This is a genomic window from Bradyrhizobium tunisiense (genome assembly GCF_042263385.1).
Taxonomy (GTDB): Bacteria; Pseudomonadota; Alphaproteobacteria; order Rhizobiales; family Xanthobacteraceae; genus Bradyrhizobium; species Bradyrhizobium tunisiense.
The window spans coordinates 151,818-171,939 of sequence record NZ_JBHLEV010000005.1 but is presented as its reverse complement, the minus strand read 5'-3'; the positions used below and the strand labels follow the sequence as shown (position 1 = coordinate 171,939).

Annotated in this window: 18 protein-coding genes; 10 read left to right on the top strand and 8 right to left on the bottom strand. The window is 64.7% G+C overall.

The annotated features are described in order from the left end of the window. The first annotated feature begins 186 nt into the window (after positions 1-186). A complete protein-coding gene (locus ACFDR6_RS23475) occupies positions 187-1,380 on the top strand; it encodes an efflux RND transporter periplasmic adaptor subunit (protein ID WP_375859648.1) in 1,194 nt (397 codons plus the stop codon). Between the two features lie 12 nt (positions 1,381-1,392). Then, positions 1,393-4,542 (top strand): efflux RND transporter permease subunit, encoded by a 3,150-nt coding sequence (locus ACFDR6_RS23470; RefSeq protein ID WP_375859647.1) that lies wholly within the window; start codon positions 1,393-1,395, stop codon positions 4,540-4,542. Here ACFDR6_RS23470 and ACFDR6_RS23465 read toward each other — a convergent pair. Beyond that, entirely contained in the window at positions 4,539-6,806 is a 2,268-nt protein-coding gene (locus ACFDR6_RS23465; protein WP_375859646.1) for a cation:proton antiporter domain-containing protein, read from the bottom strand. The genes ACFDR6_RS23470 and ACFDR6_RS23465 overlap by 4 nt on opposite strands. Before the next feature lie 497 nt (positions 6,807-7,303). Next, positions 7,304-8,476 carry an MFS transporter gene (locus ACFDR6_RS23460; protein WP_375859645.1) on the bottom strand — a complete coding sequence of 391 codons (1,173 nt, stop codon included), beginning with the start codon at positions 8,474-8,476 and terminating at the stop codon, positions 7,304-7,306. 53 nt (positions 8,477-8,529) lie between these two features. On the opposite strand from ACFDR6_RS23460, the gene ACFDR6_RS23455 reads away from it, so the two are divergent. After that, positions 8,530-9,405 (top strand): AraC family transcriptional regulator, encoded by an 876-nt coding sequence (locus ACFDR6_RS23455; protein ID WP_375848470.1) that lies wholly within the window; start codon positions 8,530-8,532, stop codon positions 9,403-9,405. Positions 9,406-9,599: 194 nt separating this feature from the next. Beyond that, the gene (locus tag ACFDR6_RS23450; protein WP_375859644.1) at positions 9,600-10,952 is read left to right on the top strand and encodes a malonyl-CoA decarboxylase; all 1,353 of its coding nucleotides are present in this window, start codon (positions 9,600-9,602) and stop codon (positions 10,950-10,952) included. Positions 10,953-11,092: 140 nt separating this feature from the next. Here the strand turns inward: ACFDR6_RS23450 and ACFDR6_RS23445 are convergent, their stop codons facing one another. The 6 genes from ACFDR6_RS23445 to ACFDR6_RS23420 all read right to left on the bottom strand — a co-directional run bounded on the left by ACFDR6_RS23445 (position 11,093) and on the right by ACFDR6_RS23420 (position 15,374). Further along, complete coding sequence (locus ACFDR6_RS23445; RefSeq protein ID WP_317240898.1) at positions 11,093-11,380, bottom strand: GIY-YIG nuclease family protein; 288 nt, start codon at positions 11,378-11,380, stop codon at positions 11,093-11,095. Positions 11,381-11,554: 174 nt separating this feature from the next. Next, complete coding sequence (tarD, locus tag ACFDR6_RS23440) at positions 11,555-12,724, bottom strand: D(-)-tartrate dehydratase (RefSeq protein WP_375859643.1); 1,170 nt, start codon at positions 12,722-12,724, stop codon at positions 11,555-11,557. Between the two features lie 132 nt (positions 12,725-12,856). Next, positions 12,857-13,099 carry a DUF3297 family protein gene (locus ACFDR6_RS23435; protein ID WP_212088777.1) on the bottom strand — a complete coding sequence of 81 codons (243 nt, stop codon included), beginning with the start codon at positions 13,097-13,099 and terminating at the stop codon, positions 12,857-12,859. A gap of 11 nt (positions 13,100-13,110) precedes the next feature. Continuing rightward, a complete protein-coding gene (locus ACFDR6_RS23430; RefSeq protein ID WP_212088775.1) occupies positions 13,111-13,587 on the bottom strand; it encodes a glutathione peroxidase in 477 nt (158 codons plus the stop codon). A gap of 2 nt (positions 13,588-13,589) precedes the next feature. Continuing rightward, entirely contained in the window at positions 13,590-14,990 is a 1,401-nt protein-coding gene (locus ACFDR6_RS23425; RefSeq protein WP_375859642.1) for an amidase family protein, read from the bottom strand. Between the two features lie 126 nt (positions 14,991-15,116). Then, the gene (locus ACFDR6_RS23420; protein WP_212088771.1) at positions 15,117-15,374 is read right to left on the bottom strand and encodes a DUF6894 family protein; all 258 of its coding nucleotides are present in this window, start codon (positions 15,372-15,374) and stop codon (positions 15,117-15,119) included. Positions 15,375-15,624: 250 nt separating this feature from the next. Here ACFDR6_RS23420 and pqqA point away from each other — a divergent pair, with 250 nt between their 5' ends. The 6 genes from pqqA to pip all read left to right on the top strand — a co-directional run bounded on the left by pqqA (position 15,625) and on the right by pip (position 20,032). Beyond that, on the top strand, positions 15,625-15,705 hold the full coding sequence (pqqA, locus tag ACFDR6_RS23415; RefSeq protein ID WP_007595659.1) for a pyrroloquinoline quinone precursor peptide PqqA: 81 nt from the start codon (positions 15,625-15,627) through the stop codon (positions 15,703-15,705). Between the two features lie 133 nt (positions 15,706-15,838). Continuing rightward, positions 15,839-16,768, top strand: a complete 930-nt coding sequence (pqqB, locus tag ACFDR6_RS23410; protein ID WP_212088769.1) for a pyrroloquinoline quinone biosynthesis protein PqqB — start codon at positions 15,839-15,841, stop codon at positions 16,766-16,768. Positions 16,769-16,788: 20 nt separating this feature from the next. Next, positions 16,789-17,544 (top strand): pyrroloquinoline-quinone synthase PqqC, encoded by a 756-nt coding sequence (gene pqqC, locus ACFDR6_RS23405; protein WP_375859815.1) that lies wholly within the window; start codon positions 16,789-16,791, stop codon positions 17,542-17,544. Positions 17,545-17,554: 10 nt separating this feature from the next. Beyond that, positions 17,555-17,866 (top strand): pyrroloquinoline quinone biosynthesis peptide chaperone PqqD, encoded by a 312-nt coding sequence (pqqD, locus tag ACFDR6_RS23400; protein ID WP_212088765.1) that lies wholly within the window; start codon positions 17,555-17,557, stop codon positions 17,864-17,866. Then, complete coding sequence (gene pqqE, locus ACFDR6_RS23395; protein WP_212088763.1) at positions 17,863-19,044, top strand: pyrroloquinoline quinone biosynthesis protein PqqE; 1,182 nt, start codon at positions 17,863-17,865, stop codon at positions 19,042-19,044. Before pqqD ends, pqqE begins: the two co-directional genes overlap by 4 nt. After that, entirely contained in the window at positions 19,034-20,032 is a 999-nt protein-coding gene (gene pip, locus ACFDR6_RS23390) for a prolyl aminopeptidase (protein ID WP_212088761.1), read from the top strand. Before pqqE ends, pip begins: the two co-directional genes overlap by 11 nt. Positions 20,033-20,122 lie beyond the last annotated feature (90 nt).

Below are 20,122 nucleotides of genomic sequence, written 5' to 3'. Positions count from 1 at the left end.
CGCGGCCTTTGATACAATTCTGGTCGATCATGACCTCGGTGAAAAGCGGTTTGTCGTGATAAACTTGTCAAAGGCCATATCGCTCGTTGCGGTGCAAGGTCGGCGACTGCCATGGCTATGGTGTTTCACGGCCAGTCGTTTGTTGCTAGCCTGCCGCACCGACAGACCGCAATCGGGGGCTACCGAATGACCGCAGCGAATCCCGCCTTTCCCGCACGACGCAATGGAGCGTGGAGGCATATCGTGCGGGGCCTTTCCGCTGCGGCGTCCGTGATCGCGCTCGCCGGATGCGAGGACAAGAATACGTTCGTGGCTCCGCCGCCGCCCAAGGTGGAGGTGGCAACGCCGGTGCATCGTCCAATCACGCGCTACATCGAGGCGACCGGCAACACCGCGCCGATCAAAAGCGTCGATCTCGTGGCGCGGGTGCAAGGCTTTCTGCAATCGATCGACTATCAGGATGGCACCTTCGTCAAGCAGGGCACCCAGCTCTTCACGATCGAGCCGGAGACCTACAAGCTCAAGCTCGAGCAGGCGCAGGCGGCCGAGGCCGGCGCGCAGGCCTCGGTCAAGCAGTCGGAAGCCGATTACAAGCGGCAGGCCGAGCTGGTGCAGCGTCAGGCGGTCTCGCAGGCCACGCTCGATAATTCCACCTCGGCGCGGGACAACGCCCAGGCCAATCTGCAGCAGGCGCAGGCCAATACCAGGCTCGCCGAAGTGAACTACGGCTACACCAAGGTGATAGCGCCGTTCGACGGCATCGTCAGCGCCCACATGGTCTCGGTCGGCGAGCTCGTCGGCGTCTCCTCGCCGACCCAGCTCGCCTCCATCGTCGCGATGGACCCGATCTACGTGAACTTCACCGTCAACGAGCAGGACGTGCTGCGCATCCGCGCGGAAGCCACTCGCCGTGGACTGACGCCCGCCGACATGAAGCAAATCCCCATTCAGGTGGGGCTCCAGACCGAGACCGGCTATCCGCACGAGGGCAAGCTCGACTACGTCTCGCCGACCCTCAATCAATCGACGGGCACACTGGCCGTCCGCGGCCTCGTCCCCAACGACAAGCGGGTGCTGTTGCCCGGCTATTTCGTCCGAGTCCGCGTGCCCTTCGACCAGGAGAAGAGCGCCCTGCTCGTCCCCGACACGGCGCTGGGCAGCGACCAGGGCGGCCGCTATTTGCTGGTGGTGAACGGCGACAACACCGTCGAGCAGCGCAAGGTGCAGATCGGCCCGGTCGACAACGGGCTGCGCGTGATCGAAAACGGCTTGAAGCCGGATGACCGCGTCGTCATCGCGGGACTGCTGCGGGTGATCCCGGGCCAGAAGATCGATCCGCAAATGACCAAGATCGAGCAGCCGCAGGCGTCTGCCAAGTAAGGGGACGCAACCATGATCTCGAAATTCTTCATCGAGCGGCCGGTCCTCTCGAACGTCATCGCGCTCCTGATGATCCTGATCGGCGGCGTCGCGCTGTTCAATCTCGCCATCGCGCAATATCCGGACGTGGTACCGCCGACCGTGCAGGTCACCACGCGCTATCCCGGAGCCAGCGCCAAGACCGTGATCGACACCGTGGCGCTGCCGATTGAGCAGCAGGTCAACGGCGTCGAGGACATGCTCTACATGCAGTCCTACAGCGGCTCGGACGGCACCTACACGCTGACCGTGACCTTCAAGATCGGCACCGACCTCAACTTCGCGCAGGTGCTGGTGCAAAACCGCGTCTCCAGCGCGTTGTCGCAATTGCCGAGCGCCGTGCAGAACCAGGGCGTCACTGTGCAGAAGCGGTCGACCTCGATCCTGCTGTTCGTGACGCTGACCTCGCCGGATTCGAGATACGACAGCCTTTATCTGAGCAACTACGCCACCATCAACATCCGCGACGAGCTCTCCCGCCTGCCCGGCGTCGGCAACGTCACCGTGTTCGGCGCCGGCCAGTATTCGATGCGGGTCTGGCTCGATCCCAACAAGCTGCAGGTCCGGGGCCTCGTGCCGCAGGACGTCATCCAGGCGATCCAGCAGCAGAGCCAGCAGGTCTCGGCCGGCCAGGTGGGCGCGCCGCCGACGCCGCCGGGACAGGCTTTCCAATACACGCTCAACGTCAACGGACGGCTCGACGACACCAGCCAGTTCGAGAACATCATCGTCAAGACTGGCACCAGCGGCGACGTCACGCGGGTGCGCGACGTCGGCTGGGTCGAGCTCGGCGCGCAGACCTACAGCCAGATCTTCTCGCTCAACAAGCAGCCGGCCGTGGGCATCGGCGTATTCCAGTCGCCCGGCGCCAACGCGCTCCAGGTCGAGCAGGCCGTCGAGAAGAAGATGGCGGAGCTCGCCAAGCGATTCCCGGAAGGCATCAAGTACGATACCCCGTTCGACACCACCAAGTTCGTGGAGGCCTCGGTGCACGAGGTCTACATGACGCTGATCGAGGCCGGCCTGCTGGTGCTGGTCGTGATCCTCGTTTTCCTGCAGGACTGGCGCGCGATGCTGGTGCCGGCAACGACGGTGCCGGTGACGATCATCGGTGCGTTTGCCGCGATGGCGGCGCTCGGCTTCACCATCAACATGTCGACCCTGTTCGCGATCGTGCTCGCGATCGGCATCGTGGTCGACGACGCCATCGTCGTGGTGGAGGGCGCGGCACACAACATCGAGCAGGGCATGAGTGGCCACGACGCCGCCATCAAGGCGATGGACCAGCTGTTCGCGCCGATCGTCGGCATCACGCTGGTGCTGATCTCGGTGTTCCTGCCGGCCTCGTTCCTCGCCGGCCTCACCGGGCGCATCTATTCGCAATTTGCACTGGTGATCGCGGCGACCGCGCTTCTCTCCGCCATCAACGCGGCGACGTTGAAGCCGACGCAATGCGCGCTCTGGCTGCGGCCGACGGTGCCGCCAGAGCAGCGCAATTTCTTCTATAGAGGCTTCAACGCCGTCTACAACCGCGTCGAGCGCGGCTACACGCGGCTGATCACCTTCCTGGTGAAGCACGCCACGATCTCCGTCGCTTTCGCGCTGCTGGTCATTGCGGGCAGCGGCTATGGCCTGTCGCGGGTGCCGACCGGCTTCCTGCCGATCGAGGACCAGGGCTATCTGATCGCCGCCGTGCAACTGCCCGACGGCGCGGCGCTGGAGCGGACGCAAGCCGTGCTCGACAGAGCGAGCGGGATCATCAAGGACACGCCCGGCGTGGCACAGGTCATCACCATCGCCGGCATCTCCGCGCTCGACAACAGCGCCAGCCTCGCCAATGCCGGCGTCGCCTATATCATCCTGAAAGACTGGGACGCACGCAAAGGACCCGGCGAGGATCTGCGCTCGCTGGTCTTCGGCCTGAACGACAAGCTCGCGACCATCATGGAGGCACGCACGCTGGTGCTGCCGCCGCCGCCGATCCAGGGCATCGGCAACGCCGCCGGGTTCTCGATGCAGGTCGAGCTGCGCGACGGCAACAGCGATTTCGCCAAGCTGCAGGCGATCACCGGCGCGATGGTCAGCAACGCCCAGAGCCAGAGCGCGCTGCAGCGCGTGCAGTCCTCGTTCCGCTCGTCGGTGCCGCAATTCAACATCGAGATCGACCGCGTCAAGACCCAGACGCTGCACGTGACCACCGATCAGGTGTTCTCGGCGCTGTCGACCTATCTCGGCTCGTCCTATGTCAACCAGTTCAACAAGTTCGGCCGCGTATTCCAGGTCTACACCCAGGCCGATCCGGCCTTCCGCGTCACGGAACGCGACATCGCCAACATGCAGGTGCGCAACTCGAACGGCGACATGATCCCGATCGGCACCATCGCCAAGATCACGCCGGCCACCGGCCCGTCGCTGATCAGCCTCTACAACCTCTATCCGTCCTCGACCGTCATCGGCCTGCCGGCGCAGGGCTACTCCTCCGGTCAGTCGCTGAAGCTGATGGAGGAGATCGCGGACAAGACGCTGCCGCCGGGCACCGGCTATGAATGGACCGCGATGTCGTACCAGGAGAAGGCGGTCAGCAACCAGATCTACTGGGTGTTCGGCCTTGCCATGCTGTTGGTCTATCTCGTGCTCGCCGGCCAGTACGAGAGCTGGTACGCGCCGATCTCGGTGATCCTTGCGGTGCCGCTGTCGCTGCTCGGGCCGATGCTGATCCTCAGCGCGCTCAAGATCGACAACAACCTCTACTGCCAGATCGGCCTGATTCTGCTGATCGCGCTGTCGGCCAAGAACGCGATCCTGATCGTCGAGGTCGGGCTCGAGCTGCATGGCCGCGACGGCAAGCCGGTGCTGGAGGCCGCGATCGAAGCTGCCCGCGCCCGCTTCCGCCCGATCCTGATGACCTCGTTCGCTTTCATCCTCGGCGTGGTGCCCCTGGTGCTCGCCACCGGCGCCGGCGCCAGCGCGCGCAAGTCGATCGGCATCACCGTGTTCTCGGGCATGCTGGCCTCGACCTGCCTCGCGGTGCTGTTCGTGCCGGCGTTTTTCGTAGTGGTGCAGAGGTTCGAGAACTGGCGGGCGAGCAAGAAGGCGGTCAAGGTGGCGGAGGTGAAGCCCTAAGCCTGCTCCCCCGCGACCTGACGCGCCTCGCCGCTCGACACCAGCAGCACCGACACCTTCGACTGCCACAGCACGGCGTCGGCGACGCCGCCGAAGGAGAGATGGTCGGCCTGGATGCGGTCGACGCCCATGACGATGAGGTCGACGTCGGTGGTTTCGATCTCACGCAGGATCGCGGCCTCCGGCGCACGGTTCACGCGCAGCGTCGTGGTGATGTCGACGTCGTAGCGGGCAGCGAGATCGCTGGTGTCCTTGAGGATGCCCGTCTCCTGGCTCAGTCTGCGCGAGGTGCCGCGCTGCGCGCCCTTGTCGCGCGTCGTCGCCACATAGATCACCCGGAGCGTGCCTGATCCGGCCTGCGCCAGCGCCACCGCGACCTCGGCGCCCCGCTTGGAGATGGCGCTGCCGGAGACCGGAACGAGGATGTTGAGTCCTTCGGGCATCGGCTGCTTCAGGTGCTTGCCCTTGGCCGCGACGATCGCGAGCGGTCCTTCGAACGTCGCTGCGATATCCTCGATCTTGCGGCTGAAGCGATCCTTGCTCGCAGCAACCTTGTCGACGCCGACGACGAGCAGGTCAAAACCCTTGCGTGCCTCCTCGGTGATCGTCTCGCCGAGCTCCGCGCGCCGTGCGCGGGTGATGACATCGACGCTGCCGGCGTCGCCCTCGCTGCTGGCGGACGCCGCCTCGGCCGCCTTCTTCACCACGGCTTCGTGGCTTTCTTCCCCGTCGCGGCCCTTCTCCTGCTCCTCAGGCCGCTTGCCGATGTGCAGCACGGTGATCGGCCGGCCGCGCATGCCTGCGATCAGACCGGCGATGTGGGCGGCAAAGGTGGCGTTGACGCTCTCGTCCACCGCCAGCAACGGACGCTCGAGATTGGCCAGGAAGCCGCGCTTCTCGAATTCCTCGCGCTCCAGGCGCTCCCTCTCCTCTTCGTTGATCGGCAGCCTTGCCAGCGCCGCGCGCAGCATCGGCGGCATCGCCATCGTGGTCACGATCGCCATCGTCACGATCATCGTGAACAGGTTCTGGCTGAGCACGCCGATGGAGAGGCCGATGGTCGCGATGATGACCTCGGTCGAGCCGCGGGCATTCATGCCGCTGGCGAGCGCCAGCGACTCCCGATTGTTCAGGCCACCCAATGCGCCCCCGACGAAGGCGCCTCCGAACTTCCCGACGCTGGCGATCACGACGAGGAGGCCGGTCAGCATCAGAAGATGCGGATCGCGCAGCACCGAAAGATCGGCGGCAAGGCCTGCAAGGCCGAAGAACACCGGCATGAAGAAGCTGGAGATCAACGCGCGCAGGCGCTCGTCGATCTGCCGCGTCAGGATCGGCGATTCGCCGACGAGGATGCCGGCGACAAAGGCACCGAGCACGGTGTGGACGCCGATCAGATGCGTGATCATCGCCATTACGCTCATCAACAGCAAAATCACCGTGATGACCGCTGCGGCGCTGCGGAGATTGTCGTTGGCCCAGCGGATCAGCTGGAACACCAGGCGGCGGCCGATCGTGAAACTCACGGCGAGGAAGACGAGCGTGCCCAGCACCGACTTCGCCACCGAGGCGATGTCCAGCGTGCCGTGCGAAGCCAGGCTGAAGATGACGGCGATGATGATCCAGCCGATGGTGTCGTCGATGACGGCGGTCGCGACGATGATCTGCCCGACATTGCGCCGCATGAAGTTCATCTCGCGCACCACCACCGCGACGATCTTCACCGAAGAGATCGACAGCGCCGTGCCCATGAACAGCGAGGCCACCAGGCGCTGTTGCGGATTGGGCAGCAACGCGTCGGGCAGGAACGCGCCGAGCGCGAAGCCGCAGGCAAAGGGCACGACGATGCCGGCGATCGAAATCGCAATCGCGGCCCTGCCGACCTTCCGGACCAGCTTGAGATCGGTCTCCATGCCGGTGAGCAGCAGCAGCAGCAGGATGCCCACTTGCGCGATGCCGTCGATCATCGCCTTCTGCTCGGGCGTCCTGGGGAAGATCGCGGCCTGCGCCTCCGGCCAGATCCAGCCGAACAATGACGGCCCCAGGATGATGCCGGCGAGCAATTCGCCGATGACCGAGGGCTGGCCGATCCGCATCATGATCTCGCCGAGGCCGCGGCCGACCGCGATCAGCAGCACGATCTGCGCCACCAGGAGGAATTCGGACGGGCCGGCGGCTTTACCCGCTTCAGCACTGACCGCAATGGTGGTGAGGACAAGCGCCCCGGGGACAAGGCCGACCGGTCGGAGCAGGCTCCATCGCATGCAGGTGTCTTTTCCCCTTCACCCCGGCGTCGGGGCCATGGAGATAGAACCCGCGGGAGGTGGAGCGGGTTCCAGACATGTGAGATTGGCCGCGACGATAAAAGTGCGAAAACAACCCCATGCACAGTAGGGATGGAGTTGAAAAGGCTCAAGAAATTTCGGCGTTACCGAAGCGATTTGCTTCGTCGGGCAAAACAGGGGTAGAGCGGGATGATGGACGTACGTTGGGCGACCGCGGCCGCTGCTCCATCGACCGTCATTGCGAGCGCAGCGAAGCAATCCAAATTCCCTCCGCAGAGGCGAGCCTGGATTGCTTCGTCGCAAGGGCTCCTCGCAATGACGGGCGCCTGCGCCCTTTCCGTCATTCCGGGGCGGCGCGCGGCGACGAGGCCGGAATCCATTGATCCGCAAATTCTGCCGCCAGATGGATTCCGGGCTCGCGCTTTCGCTCGCCCCGGAATGACGATGTGGATGCGGTTGCCTGCCTCACGGCAATCCTACACCGCCTGCGGCGTCCTGATCTCGCGGGGCAGGATGATTGCGGCGGCGATCGCGAGCAGGCAGAGCGCGGCGAAGGCGTGCAGCATGGTGACGAAGCCGCCCTGCTCGTAGAGCCAGGCGACCAGGCCGACCGAGGCGCCGGCCGCGGTGAAGCCGATGAAATAGCGCACGGCATAGGCGCGCGAGCGCCATTCCTCGCTGGTGTATTTGCCGACCATGGCGTCGTTCACCGTGACCTGCCCGAACGCGCCCATGACGATGCCGATCGAGACCAGGATCAGCGGCAGATTGTTCAGGGTCGCGGCCAGATACAGGAACGGCGCCAGCATGAAGGACAGCGGCAGCGCCACCGCCTTCAGTGAGTAGCGGTCGAGTAGCCGGCCGATCGTGTACTGGGTCATGGCGCCGAACACGTAGACGCAGGCCGCGATGACGCCCAGCAGCGCCGGACTTTTGGTGAGATCGGCCAGCCGCTCCGCGAACAGCTTTGGCAGTGCCACCGTGACGGCATTGAACGTGGTCGAGATCGCGATCACCACGATCAGCAGCGACAGCACCACGCGCCACATGTCTTGTTTTGCCACCCGCGCCTGCGCCGCCGCCTGTTTCGAGCCTTTGCGGTCCTCGTGCACGACCATCAGCGTAAAGGCGATGCCGATCAGGATGGTGACCACGCCGGGAACGATGAAGGCAAACCGCCAGCCGAGATATTGGCCGATCACGCCGGTGACCAGCGCCGAGGAGGCAACCCCGAGATTGCCCCAGACGCCGTTGATCCCCATTTCGCGGCCGAGCCGGTCGGCATAGGACACGATCATCGCGGTGCCGACGGGGTGATAGATCGAAGCGAAGATGCCGATCGCCAGCAGCGCGGCACCGAGCTGCGCCGGGGTCTGCACGAAGCCGACCGAGACCATCGACAGACCGATGCCGACGAAGAAGATCAGCATCATGTGGCGGCGGCTCCAGCGGTCGCCCAGCCAGCCGGTGAGCAGCGAGCCCGCGCCGAAGGCAACGAAGCCCGGTGTCGCGTAAGGCAGAAGTTCCGAATAGGCCATGCCGAGCGCCGGCCCCATGATGATGACGGCGGCGGCGAAGATCAGCATCGAATAATGGTCGATGAAATGGCCTGCGTTGACGAAACCGATCACCCGGCTAGGGCTGTTCATTTCCAGAATCCTCTCCTGCTTCGAAATGAGTTATATGTCCTCCCCATGACGGGATGCTGCCAATGACTGTCTTGGAAAGGCCAAACTTGGAAACGCCTCTCCTCCGGGAGGTCCGGAGCAACCACCGCTCGCCCGCCGGCGTGCACCTGGTCGCGCGCGATTATCCCAAGGGTTTGCGGATCGATCCGCATTTGCACCGTGAGGCGCAGCTGATCTACGCGGCCAAGGGCACGATGCAGGTGACGACGCCCGCGGGGCGCTGGCTGGTGCCGCCGGACCGGGCCGTGTGGGTCCCGGCCGGGCTCGAGCACGCCATCGACCTGCTCGCCGACATCGAGATGCGGACGCTGTATTTCGACCTGTCCTGGCTGAAACGCGAACAGCGCCATGAGGGACTGACCAGGGAATTCGTGGTGCGAGTCTCGCCGTTGCTCAACCAGGCGATCCTTGCGCTGTTCGACGCGCGCAACACGGAGGAGCGCACCGAGCTGCTGGTTCGCCTCGTGATGCTGGAACTGCACCAGGCCGAGGATTCCGCCACCTTCGTGCCGCTGCCGCGCGAGGTGCGCTGCCGCCGAGCCGCGATGATCGTGCTCGACGACCCCACCGGCCTGCACGACATCGACACGCTGGCGCGCGAGGTCGGAACCTCCGCGCGGACGCTGTCGCGGCTGTTCTCGACGGAGACGCAATTGAGCTTCAAGAGCTGGTGCCAGCGCGCGCGGATCGCAGCGGCGATCCAGCGGCTGTCGACGGATGCCAGCGTATCGGTGAAACAGCTCGCGACATCGCTCGGCTATGCCAGCGTGCCCGCGTTCTCGGCAGCATTCCGCCAGGTGACGGGGCGGACGCCGACGGAATTCGCAACACACACCGTGTCGTCGCCCGGCTTGACCGGGCGACCCAGTACGCCGAGGCGGCGCGGCTAGCAACGAGACGCCGCGGCGTACTGAATGCCCCAGTCAGGCCGGGGCATGACAGCGCGTTGTGTCCCCGGCAGACCTGCATTCTCCAAACGCACGGCCCGACTAAAGTTGCCGCATTCCTCCGCTTGATTGTGATCGGCTTCCACCCAAATCCCGTGTAAGCTCCCGCAACGCACAAACCTGATACGAAAGCCCAGATGGCCAACGCCTTCTTCTCCGACCTGCTCGCCACCATCTCCGAGCGCGGCCGCACGCTGCTTCGTCGTGGCGATTCCGCTGACACCAGACGGGATGCCGATGGGCTGATCGAACTGTGCGATGCACTGCTGTCGGGCCGCGGCGAAGCTTCCGGCACTGCGATGGCGCGTGAGGTGCTCGACATCTACCGGGAGCTGGATGCGGCGGGGCGCCGGGCCTTCTTCGACGGACTGGTGCGCGATTTCGGTCCCAATCGGGAGCGGCTGTCCAAGGCGATCGAAAAATGGCGCGCCGCGCCGAGCGACGAGGACGCAAGCTCCCTGCACTTCGCCTCGGAGCCGCGGCGGCAGGAGCTGATCCGCCGGCTCAACCGCGCACCCGGCGGCACCGGCGATCTCGTCAACATGCGCGCCGACCTGCTCGGCATGATGAACGGACACACCGATCTCGCCGCGCTCGATCGCGACGTCTCGCACCTTCTCTCTTCGTGGTTCAACAGGGGGTTTCTCGTGCTGCGCAGGATCGACTGGTCGACCCCGGCCAACATCCTCGAAAAGATCATTCGTTACGAGGCCGTGCACGAAATCAGCGATTGGGACGATCTGCGCCGCCGCATCGATCCGGTCGACCGCCGCTGCTACGCCTTCTTCCATCCTGCCATGGTCGACGAGCCCCTGATCTTCGTCGAGGTGGCGCTGACCGAGACCATCCCCGACGCGATCGCGCCGCTGCTCGCGGTCGACCGCCAGCACCTGCCGATCGAGCGCGCGCGCACCGCCGTGTTCTATTCGATCTCCAACACCCAGCGCGGCCTTGGCGGCATCTCCTTCGGCAGCTTCCTGATCAAGCAAGTGGTCGAGGAGCTGCGCCGCGAGACGCCCAAGCTCGACACCTTCGTGACGCTGTCGCCGGTGCCGGGCTTCATGGCCTGGGTGAAGCAGGACAAGGATTTGCCGCTGTCGGACGAGGACCGCGAGACGCTGAAGCGCCTCGACGATCCCAAATGGTTCGAGAGCCCCGAGACGACGGCACAGCTCCGCGCCGTGATCGAGCCGCTCGCGGCTCACTACTTCCTGAAGGCGCGCACGCCCAAGGGCAAGCTGATCGATTCCGTCGCCCGCTTCCATCTCGGCAACGGCGCGCGGCTGGAGCGCATCAACTGGCTCGGGGACCTCTCGCCGAAGGGATTGCGGGAATCCGCAAGCGTCATGGTCAACTACCTCTACCGCCTCGACGACATCGAGAAGAACCACGAAGCGTATGCGAATGACGGCGAGGTCGTGGCGTCCAGCGCGGTGAAGAAGCTGCTGAAGGGCGAAGGGCGGCGGCTCTTGGATATGCGGTTGTCGTAGGGGGCCGGTCGGCTCGCACCACATTCGTCATTGCGAGGAGCGTAGCGACGAAGCAATCCAGACTGCTTCCGCGGAACGATTCTGGATTGCTTCGCTGCGCTCGCAATTACGGAGTGTGTGGCGGAAGGCCGGGGTCAGAATCAGATCAGAGTCTCGTACAGATCCGTCCAGGCCGGATTCAGACTCTCGATTAACGCGATCTTCTTGGCACGGCTGCCTGCCTTGATCTGCTTCTCGCGCGTGATCGCGTCGGTCATGGACGGATGCAGTTCGTACCAGACAAGAAGCTTGCAGCCGTATTTTGAAGAGAAGCCCTTCACCAGGCCCTCGCGATGCTCGAACGCGCGGCGTGGCGGATTTGAAGTAACGCCGGTATAGATCGTCCCGTTGCGACGATTGGCGAACATGTAGACGCACGGCTGCTTCATGATCGCGCTCGGCTGAGGAGAGCCTCTACAATACAACAACAAGCGAATGATTGCGAGCACTCTACGCTGACATTGCGAGGAGCGTAGCGGCGAAGCAATCCAGGCTGCCGCCGCGGAAAGATTCTGGATTGCTTCGCTGCGCTCGCAATGACGGAGTGTGTGGCGACAGCCGGTCTACTCCGCCAGCGCTTTCATTTCCTTGTAGAGATCGGACTTGCCTTCGAAGCCGATGCCCGGCAGATCCGGCATGGTGATGTGGCCGTTCTCGACGCGCACACCGTCCGGGAAGCCGCCATAGGGCTGGAACAGGTCGGGATAGCTTTCGTTGCCGCCGAGTCCCAAGCCCGCTGCGATGTTGAGCGACATCTGGTGGCCGCCGTGCGGGATGCAGCGGCTGGGGGACCAGCCGTGGGTTTTCAGCACCTCCAGCGTGCGCTGGTATTCGCACAGGCCATAGGACAGCGCGCAGTCGAATTGCAGCCAGTCGCGATCGGGGCGCATGCCGCCGTAACGGATCAGATTGCGGGCATCCTGGTGGCTGAAGAGGTTTTCACCTGTTGCCATCGGCCCCGGATAGAACTCGGCGAGCGCGGCCTGCAGCGCGTAGTCGAGGGGATCGCCGACTTCCTCGTACCAGAACAAGGGATAATCGCGCAGCATCTTGGCGTAGGCGATGCCGGTCTCGAGATTGAAGCGGCCGTTGGCATCGACCGCGAGCTGCGCGTCCTTGCCGATCTCCTTCAGCACCGCCTCGATGCGAGTGCGGTCCTCCTCGATATCAGCGCCGCCGATCTTCATCTTCACGACGTTGTAGCCGCGGTCGAGATAGCCGCGCATCTCGCCGCGCAGCATCGAGAGATCCTTGCCGGGATAATAATAGCCGCCGGCGGCATAGACGAAGACGCGCGGATTGGCGGTGACGCCGTGACGCTCGGCGAGCAGGCGAAACAGCGGCTTGCCCGCGATCTTTGCGACAGCATCCCACACCGCCATGTCGATGGTGCCGACCGCGACCGAACGCTCGCCGTGGCCGCCCGGCTTCTCGTTGGTCATCATCGCGGCCCAGACTTTGTCGGGGTCGAGATTGTCGCCGGCGGCATTGAGCAGCGACTTCGGATCGGCTTCCGTGATGCGCGAGGCGAAGCGTTCGCGGATCAGGCCGCCCTGCCCGTAGCGGCCGTTGGAATTGAAGCCGTAGCCGACGACGCGCTTGCCGTCGCGCACGACGTCGGTGACGACGGCAACGAGGCTCGTCGTCATCTTCGTGAAGTCGATGTAGGCGTTGCGGATCGGCGATGAGATCGGCTTGGTGATCTCGCGGACGTCGACGATGCGGACGGACATGGGAGGGCCTTTCACTTTCGTCATTGCGAGGAGCGAAGCGACGAAGCAATCCAGACTGCCTCAACCGTGAGATTCTGGATTGCTTCGCTACGCTCGCAATGACATGGAGAGAGCGCGGCGCGGGCTCAGAAACTATTTCTTATCCCTGAAATACGGCTCGACCGGGCCGTGCACCTTGATGGTCAGCGGGTTGCCGCGGCGGTCTTTGGCGTTGCCGGCGGTGACGCGGACCCAGCCTTCGCTGATGCAGTATTCCTCGACATTGGTTTTCTCGACGCCCTTGAAGCGGATGCCGACGTCGCGCGACAGGATGTCCGCGTTGTAATACGGGCTGTTCGGATCGACCGACAGGCGGTCCGGAAATTCGTCGCTCATGATTGTCTCGCTTACAACAGTGTTTCGATTTGATTGCGCAATCCCTCGGGCCGGGCGGTCGGTGCGTAGCGCGCGATCACCTTGCCGGCGCGGTCCACCAGGAATTTGGTGAAATTCCATTTGATGGAGGCGCCGAGCAGGCCCGATTGCTGGTGTTTCAGGTACTCGTACAGAGGATGCGCATTGGCGCCGTTGACATCGATCTTCTCGAACAGGGGAAAGGTGACGTCGTAATGGGTCGAGCAGAATTCCTGGATCTCGTCCGCCTGCCCCGGCTCCTGCGCGCCGAACTGGTTGCAGGGAAAGCCGAGCACGGAGAAGCCGCGCGGCGACAGATTGCGATGCAGATCCTCCAGCCCGCGATATTGCGGCGTGAAGCCGCATTTGCTCGCGGTGTTGACGATCAGCAGCACCTGGCCTTCGAAACGGCGCATGGCGACCTCCTCGCCGGCAAGCGAGTTGGCCTTGAAGTCGTAGATCACCGACATCACTAGCCCACGGGATCGATCGGCGACGGCGGCACGCCGCCCGCCTCGATCGCCTCGCCCGCGAGCAGGCACAGATCCTCGCGATAGCGGCCGGAGACGATATGCACGCCAACGGGCGCCTTGCCGACCAGACCGGTGGACACCACGAGGCCGGGCAATCCCATGAAGGGAATTGCGATCTGCGGCAGCTGCGCTTCCCAGACCCGCTTGAACGACTCGTCGTCCTTGCGGTCGAGATGATCCGGGAACGGCAGCTCGCCGGAGACCGGCGTCAGCAGCACCGCATATCGTTCGAAGAACAGCATCCACTCGCGCGTCAGCGTGGCGCGCCGGGTCAACGCCTTCGCGTAGTTCGCCTGGTCCATCGGCGTAACCCTGCCGCGGTTGCCGCGCAGGCACGCGAGCGCGCCGGGATCGCCCTCGCGCTCGGCCATCTCGAGCTGCGCCTCATAGCCGTCGCCGAGCCAGAGCTTGATCTGCCACTCCACCGCTTCGCGCATCGGCGGCGTGTCCTCGATGACATCGACGGTCCAGCCGGCACGCTCCAGCCGCTTGCCGGCATCACTCACCGCCGCCTTTACCTCCGGCGTGGTGGCAAGCCCGCCCGGATTGAGGCAGAGCGCGGCGCGCTTGTCCCGTGCGGGGCCTTGCAGCGGCACCGGCACGAACCAGGGGTCGCGGATGTCGCGGGCCGACATGGCTTCGAGCGAAATCCTGATGTCGTTGACCGTGCGCGCCAGCGGCCCCGAGACCGCCATGATCTGCGGCCCGATCGGGCGCTCCGGCAGCGCCGGATTGAAGGCCGGGATGCGGCCGAGAGTCGGGCGCAGACCATGCACGCCGCAGGCATAGGCGGGATAGCGGATCGAGCCGGCGATGTCGGTGCCGTGGGCGATGTGGCCGATGCCGGCCGCGACCGCTGAGCCCGCGCCGCCGGAGGAACCGCCCGGCGTCAGCGAGGCGTCGCGCGGGTTCTTGGTGTCGCCATGGACCAGATTGGTGGTGAACCAGCGATAGGAGAAGGCCGGGCAATTGGTGCGGCCGAGCAGGATGGCCCCGGCTTTGCGGAAGTTGGCGACCACCGGGTTGTCTTCGCGCGCGATCAGGTCGCGCTGGAGCTTCAGGCCGTTGGTGGTGGCAAAGCCCTCCTGGTCGACATTGGCCTTGATGGTGACGGGCACGCCGGCGAGCACGCCGGGGTCCTCACCCCTGGCGATGGCGGCATCGACGGCGTCGGCCTGCTTGAGCACGTCGTCCGGGCGGTGGTCGATCACCGCATTGAGCTGAGGATTGACGGCGTCCAGGCGGGCGAGACCGGCTTGGGCGGCCTCCCTGGCGGAGACCTTTCTGGACTTGACGAGGGTGGCGAGGTCGGCGGCCGACAGGCGCCAGAGATCTTGCATGGCTTGCTCCGTATGACCGGCGTCTTTTAGCGCCGGGAACGCGGCAAAGCCATGCGGATTTCGCAGGGGCGAAGGGACGTTCACCTCTCCCGGAGGAAGAGGCGGGCGCCGGGGCGAGCCTTGCTCCTAGTGCCGCGTTGCGGACGGGTCGGGGATGTCCAACAGGGCCTCGGTGAAGGGGAACTCCAGCACGATCTCGCCTTCGACGTCGGTGACCTCGATCACGGCGTCCAGCAAGGCCCGCTGGGCGCCCTCGGACTTCACTACCTCCAGGATCATCTGGCGGGCAACCTCCCAGGCGCGATCGGGGTTGCGCAGGTCCTCCCCTTCGGGATCCACGATCAGTTCGTCGCCGATGCGGGTGTTGAAAAAATATTTGGGCATCACGAGGATCCAGTTTGGGGCGCCTGTACCGGATTGAAAGCTGCACTGCACTCACAACTGCTTTATCAGGACAGGGTTCGCGACCGAATGCGCCGGACGCAAGGCAGCGCACCAGAAGTGACGTTCCAAGGGATCTTTTTCGCGGCGCAGCATGGCCGTTCTCGGGAAAATTTCACTGGCGAAGTTCTCCGCGCGCACTAACTTAACGGCTGGGCGGATACGTCCGAATTCGCGAAAATGGAGTGCCAAAATGGCCTGGAAAGCCCCGAAGATCGTCGAAGTGCCCTGCGGCATGGAGATCAACATGTATGTGAGCGCCACCCGCAAGTAAGCGGCTGGTGAGTTTGCGTTCTGCGCAGGTGGATCTTTCGGCCCACGTACTTTCGGTCACGATCAGTTTCCGGAAGACTAGAATCGTGTCGTCCTGAGATCCACCTGGCGACGTTGCCTCCAGGAGACGGATCATGCTTCGCGTCGTCGTCCTGGGCGCCGCAGCCGGCGGCGGAGTGCCGCAATGGAATTGCGGCTGCGAGGGCTGCCGGGCGGCCCGTGAAAACGGCCCAGAGCTTCAGAGAACCCAGGCCTCGGTCGCCTTCAGCGGCGACGGCGAGCATTGGTTCCTGATCAACGCGTCCCCCGATCTGCGCCAGCAACTGAATGCCACGCCGCAACTGCACCCCAAGGCCGGGGCGCTACGCCATACGCCGATTGCGGGCGTGATCCTGACCAACAGCGAAGTGGATGCGGTGGCAGGCCTGCTGTCGATGCGCGAGAGCTCGCCATTCACGATCTATGCGCATGAGAAGGTGCTGGCGATCCTTGCCAGCAACAGCATCTTCAACGTGCTGAACGAGAAGCACGTGCGGCGTGAGCCGATGGCTATCGGCGAGCCGTTCGAGCCGCGCCTGCCCGATGGTGCGCGCTCCGGGCTGGAAGTGCTGCCCTTCGCCGTCTCAGGCAAGTCGGCCTGGTATCTGGAAGGCAAGACGCATCCCGGCGGCGAGAGCGGCGACGGCGATACGCTGGGGCTGAAGATCACCGACAAGGCGACCGGCAAGTGCTTCTACTTCATCGCGGCCTGCGCCGAGGTGACCGACGCGCTCAAGGCCGAGATCGACGGCGCTTCCCTGGTGTTCTTCGACGGCACGGTGTGGCAGGACGACGAGATGATCAGGGCCGGGCTCGGCCACAAGACCGGCAAGAGCATGGGCCATGTCGCCATGTCCGGTGAGGACGGCGCCATTGCCCGGCTGGCCGACCTCACACTCGACAGGAAGATCTTTCTGCATATCAATAACTCGAACCCGGCGCTGCTGCCCGGCTCAAGCGAGCGGAAAGCCGCTGAACAGGCGGGTTGGCAGATACCGGCGGACGGAACGGAGATTGTGCTGTGAATGCGGCTTCAATGACGGGAATGACAGCGCTCTCGATCGGCAAGGACATCCGGCTCGCCAGCGCCGAGGAGCTCGAGGCGACGCTGCGCCATATCGGGGCGACGCGGTATCACAGCCTGCATCCGTTCCATAAGCTCCTGCACGGCGGCAAGCTGAACAAGGGCCAGGTGCAGGCCTGGGCGCTCAACCGCTATTATTACCAGAGCACGATTCCGATCAAGGACGCGGTGGTGATCTCGCGCTTCCGCGACCGCGCCACGCGCGTGGAATGGCGCCATCGCATCGAGGACCACGACGGCGATGTCGGCAGCGAGGGCGGGATCGAGCGCTGGCTGAAACTGACCGAGGGCCTCGGCCTCGACACGGCCTATGTGGAATCGACGGAAGGCATCTTGCCGGCAACGCGCTTCGCGGTGGAAGCGTACGTGCACTATTGCCGCGAGAAGAGTCCGCTGGAGGCGATCGCCTCCTCGCTCACCGAATTGTTCGCGCCGAATTTGCATGAAGAGCGCATCGCCGGCATGCTGGAGCACTACGATTTCGTCAACCCCGACATCATGAGCTATTTCAAGCGCCGCCTGACCCAGGCGCCGCGCGACGCCAATTTCGCGCTCGATTATGTCAAGGCGCATGCCACGACGCCGGAGCAGCGCGCGCAGGTCTGCAACGCGCTGATCTTCAAGACCAACGTCTTGTGGGTGCAGCTCGACGCGCTCCAGCACGCCTATGTCGAGGGCCACATTCCGCCGGGCGCGTTCGTGCCCAAAGCGGGTTGAGGGAACAGCGATGGCCGGGCCGCGGAACATCAGCGTCAGCGAGGCAAGCCGCCCCGTGCTGCCGCGGCATGCCAAGCTGAAATATGACGAGACCCGGAAAGTCTGGGTGATCCTGGCGCCGGAGCGGGTGCTGGCGCCGGACGAGATCGCGGTCGAGGTCTTGCAACTCTGCGACGGCAAGCGCAGTGTCGGCGACGTGTCCGATCACTTGGCTGCGAAATACGCAGCGCCACGCGAGGCGATCCTGGCCGACGTCATCGTCATGCTGCAGGATCTCGCCGACAAGGGCTTTCTCACCGAGATCAGGGAGAAGACGTCATGAGCGACGTGACCATCCCACCCAGCGACAGCCTCGCGGTGCTGGAGAAGCAGCGCTCGACAGCGGAGACCTTCGGCATTCCGCTCGCGGTGCTGCTCGAGATCACCCACCGCTGCCCGCTGCAATGCCCCTATTGCTCCAATCCCGTCGAGCTCGACCGCTCCGGCAAGGAGCTGACGACGGACGAGTGGAAGAAGGTCCTGAGCGAGCTCGCCGAGATCGGCGTGCTCCAGGTGCATTTCTCCGGCGGCGAGCCGACGGCGCGCAAGGACCTGGTCGAGCTGGTCAAGCATGCCAGCGACGTCGGGCTCTACACCAACCTCATCACCTCGGCCGTGCTGCTGACGCGCGAGCGGCTGGGCGATCTTGCGGATGCCGGGCTGTGCCATGTGCAGATCTCTTTCCAGGGCATCGAGGAAGGTCTCGCCGACCGTGTCGCCGGCTACAAAGGCGGCCATCGCAAGAAGCTTGAAGTCGCGAAGTGGACGCGCGAGCTCGACTTGCCGCTCACCGTGAATGCGGTGATGCACCGGCAGAATTTGCACCAGCTTCCTGACATCATTCAGATGTCGGTCGATCTCGACGCCGACCGGCTCGAGGTCGCCAATGTGCAATATTACGGCTGGGCGCTGAAGAACCGCGCCGCGCTGATGCCGACGGTGGCGCAACTGGATGAGTGCACCGAAATCGTCGAGGAGGCGCGCGAGCGGCTCAAGGGCCGGCTGACGATCGACTACGTCGTTCCCGATTACTATGCGTTGCGGCCGAAGAAATGCATGGGCGGCTGGGGCCGGCAGTTCTTCAACATCTCGCCCGCCGGCAAGGTGCTGCCCTGCCACGCCGCCGAGAGCATCACCGGGCTCGAATTCGAATCGGTGCGCTCCAACCATTCGATCGCCTGGATCTGGCAGAACTCCGAGGCCTTCAACCGCTATCGCGGCACAGGCTGGATGAAGGAGCCGTGCAAGTCCTGCGAATTCCGCGAGATCGATTTCGGCGGCTGCCGCTGCCAGGCCTTTGCGCTGACGGGCGACGCGGCCAACACGGATCCGGCCTGCGCGCTGTCGCCGCTGCACGAGACCATCTTCAAGCAGGCGGAGCGCGAAGCCGAGGGCGAGACCAGCCGCTTTCTCTATCGCAACTTCGCCGGCGGCACCCTGGAATCCGAGAATGGCGCCTGACGCCGACGCAGGTACAGCCGCCAAAGAAGCGGCGAGGCGTGCCGATCCCTTTGCGCCGCTGACCTCCGACATGCTCGACGTCGGCGACGGTCATGAGCTCTACGTCGAGAGCGTCGGCCGCAGCGACGGCATCCCCGCGATCTATCTGCACGGCGGCCCCGGCAGCGGCTGCCAGCCCGACCATCGCCGGCTTTTTGATCCCGAGCGTATGCATGCGGTGCTGTTCGACCAGCGCGGCTGCGGCCGCAGCCGGCCCAAGGGTTCGCGCGAGCACAACACCACGGCGCATCTGATCGCGGACATGGAGACAATCCGCGAGAAGTTCGGCATCTCACGCTGGATGGTGGTCGGCGGCTCCTGGGGCGCGACGCTGGCGCTGGCGTACGCAGAAGCGCATCCCGAGCGCGTCTCCGGCATTGCGCTCCGCGCGACGTTCCTGGGCACGCGAGCCGAGGTGGAAACGGGCTTCACGGTGCGCCTGCCGCAATTCTATCCCGCGCTCTACGAGGACTTTCTGACGGTGCTGCCAAGGGAGGAGCAAGCGCGACCCGTGGAGGCCTATTGGCGCCGCATCCTCGATGCCGATCCGGCCGTGCACGGTCCCGCGGCGCGCGCCTGGCATGACACCGAGCGCGCCTTGTCCGAGCACAAGCCCGCCAAGACGCGGCTGGACCTCACCTCGCTGAACGTCTGGCGCACGCTGCCCGCGACGCCGTTCATGGAGGCGCATTACTTCATCAACAACTCCTTCATGAGCGAAGACCAGTTGTTGCGGAACGCGGGCCGGCTCGAAGGGATTCCCGGCATCATCATCCAGGGCCGCTACGATCTGTTGTGTCCTCCCGAGACATCGCAGGCCCTAACGAAAGTATGGCCCGGTTCCGAGCTTCGCATCGTGGAAGGAGCCGGACATTCGCTCTATGATGCCGGCGTGAGGGACGCGGTGATGAAGTCGATCGCCGACCTCGCATCGAAAGCCGTGCGATAGACTCTGTCCCTTCATCCTGAGGAACGCGCGACAAGCGCGTCTCCAAGGGTGAAGGGCCGAGATGTTGCGACGGGCCTTCATGGTTCGAGA

Bases quoted from the DNA above. Each gene is read 5' to 3' on its own strand.
- pqqD (WP_212088765.1), top strand. From the start codon at position 17,555: ATGGCCGGGCCGCGGAACATCAGCGTCAGCGAGGCAAGCCGCCCCGTG.
- ACFDR6_RS23455 (WP_375848470.1), top strand. From the start codon at position 8,530: ATGCTGCCAATGACTGTCTTGGAAAGGCCAAACTTGGAAACGCCTCTC.
- pip (WP_212088761.1), top strand. From the start codon at position 19,034: ATGGCGCCTGACGCCGACGCAGGTACAGCCGCCAAAGAAGCGGCGAGG.
- pqqB (WP_212088769.1), top strand. From the start codon at position 15,839: ATGCTTCGCGTCGTCGTCCTGGGCGCCGCAGCCGGCGGCGGAGTGCCG.
- pqqA (WP_007595659.1), top strand. From the start codon at position 15,625: ATGGCCTGGAAAGCCCCGAAGATCGTCGAAGTGCCCTGCGGCATGGAG.
- pqqC (WP_375859815.1), top strand. From the start codon at position 16,789: ATGACAGCGCTCTCGATCGGCAAGGACATCCGGCTCGCCAGCGCCGAG.
- ACFDR6_RS23435 (WP_212088777.1), bottom strand. From the start codon at position 13,099: ATGAGCGACGAATTTCCGGACCGCCTGTCGGTCGATCCGAACAGCCCG.
- tarD (WP_375859643.1), bottom strand. From the start codon at position 12,724: ATGTCCGTCCGCATCGTCGACGTCCGCGAGATCACCAAGCCGATCTCA.
- ACFDR6_RS23450 (WP_375859644.1), top strand. From the start codon at position 9,600: ATGGCCAACGCCTTCTTCTCCGACCTGCTCGCCACCATCTCCGAGCGC.
- ACFDR6_RS23425 (WP_375859642.1), bottom strand. From the start codon at position 14,990: ATGCAAGATCTCTGGCGCCTGTCGGCCGCCGACCTCGCCACCCTCGTC.
- ACFDR6_RS23430 (WP_212088775.1), bottom strand. From the start codon at position 13,587: ATGTCGGTGATCTACGACTTCAAGGCCAACTCGCTTGCCGGCGAGGAG.
- ACFDR6_RS23470 (WP_375859647.1), top strand. From the start codon at position 1,393: ATGATCTCGAAATTCTTCATCGAGCGGCCGGTCCTCTCGAACGTCATC.
- ACFDR6_RS23475 (WP_375859648.1), top strand. From the start codon at position 187: ATGACCGCAGCGAATCCCGCCTTTCCCGCACGACGCAATGGAGCGTGG.
- ACFDR6_RS23465 (WP_375859646.1), bottom strand. From the start codon at position 6,806: ATGCGATGGAGCCTGCTCCGACCGGTCGGCCTTGTCCCCGGGGCGCTT.
- pqqE (WP_212088763.1), top strand. From the start codon at position 17,863: ATGAGCGACGTGACCATCCCACCCAGCGACAGCCTCGCGGTGCTGGAG.
- ACFDR6_RS23420 (WP_212088771.1), bottom strand. From the start codon at position 15,374: ATGCCCAAATATTTTTTCAACACCCGCATCGGCGACGAACTGATCGTG.
- ACFDR6_RS23460 (WP_375859645.1), bottom strand. From the start codon at position 8,476: ATGAACAGCCCTAGCCGGGTGATCGGTTTCGTCAACGCAGGCCATTTC.
- ACFDR6_RS23445 (WP_317240898.1), bottom strand. From the start codon at position 11,380: ATGAAGCAGCCGTGCGTCTACATGTTCGCCAATCGTCGCAACGGGACG.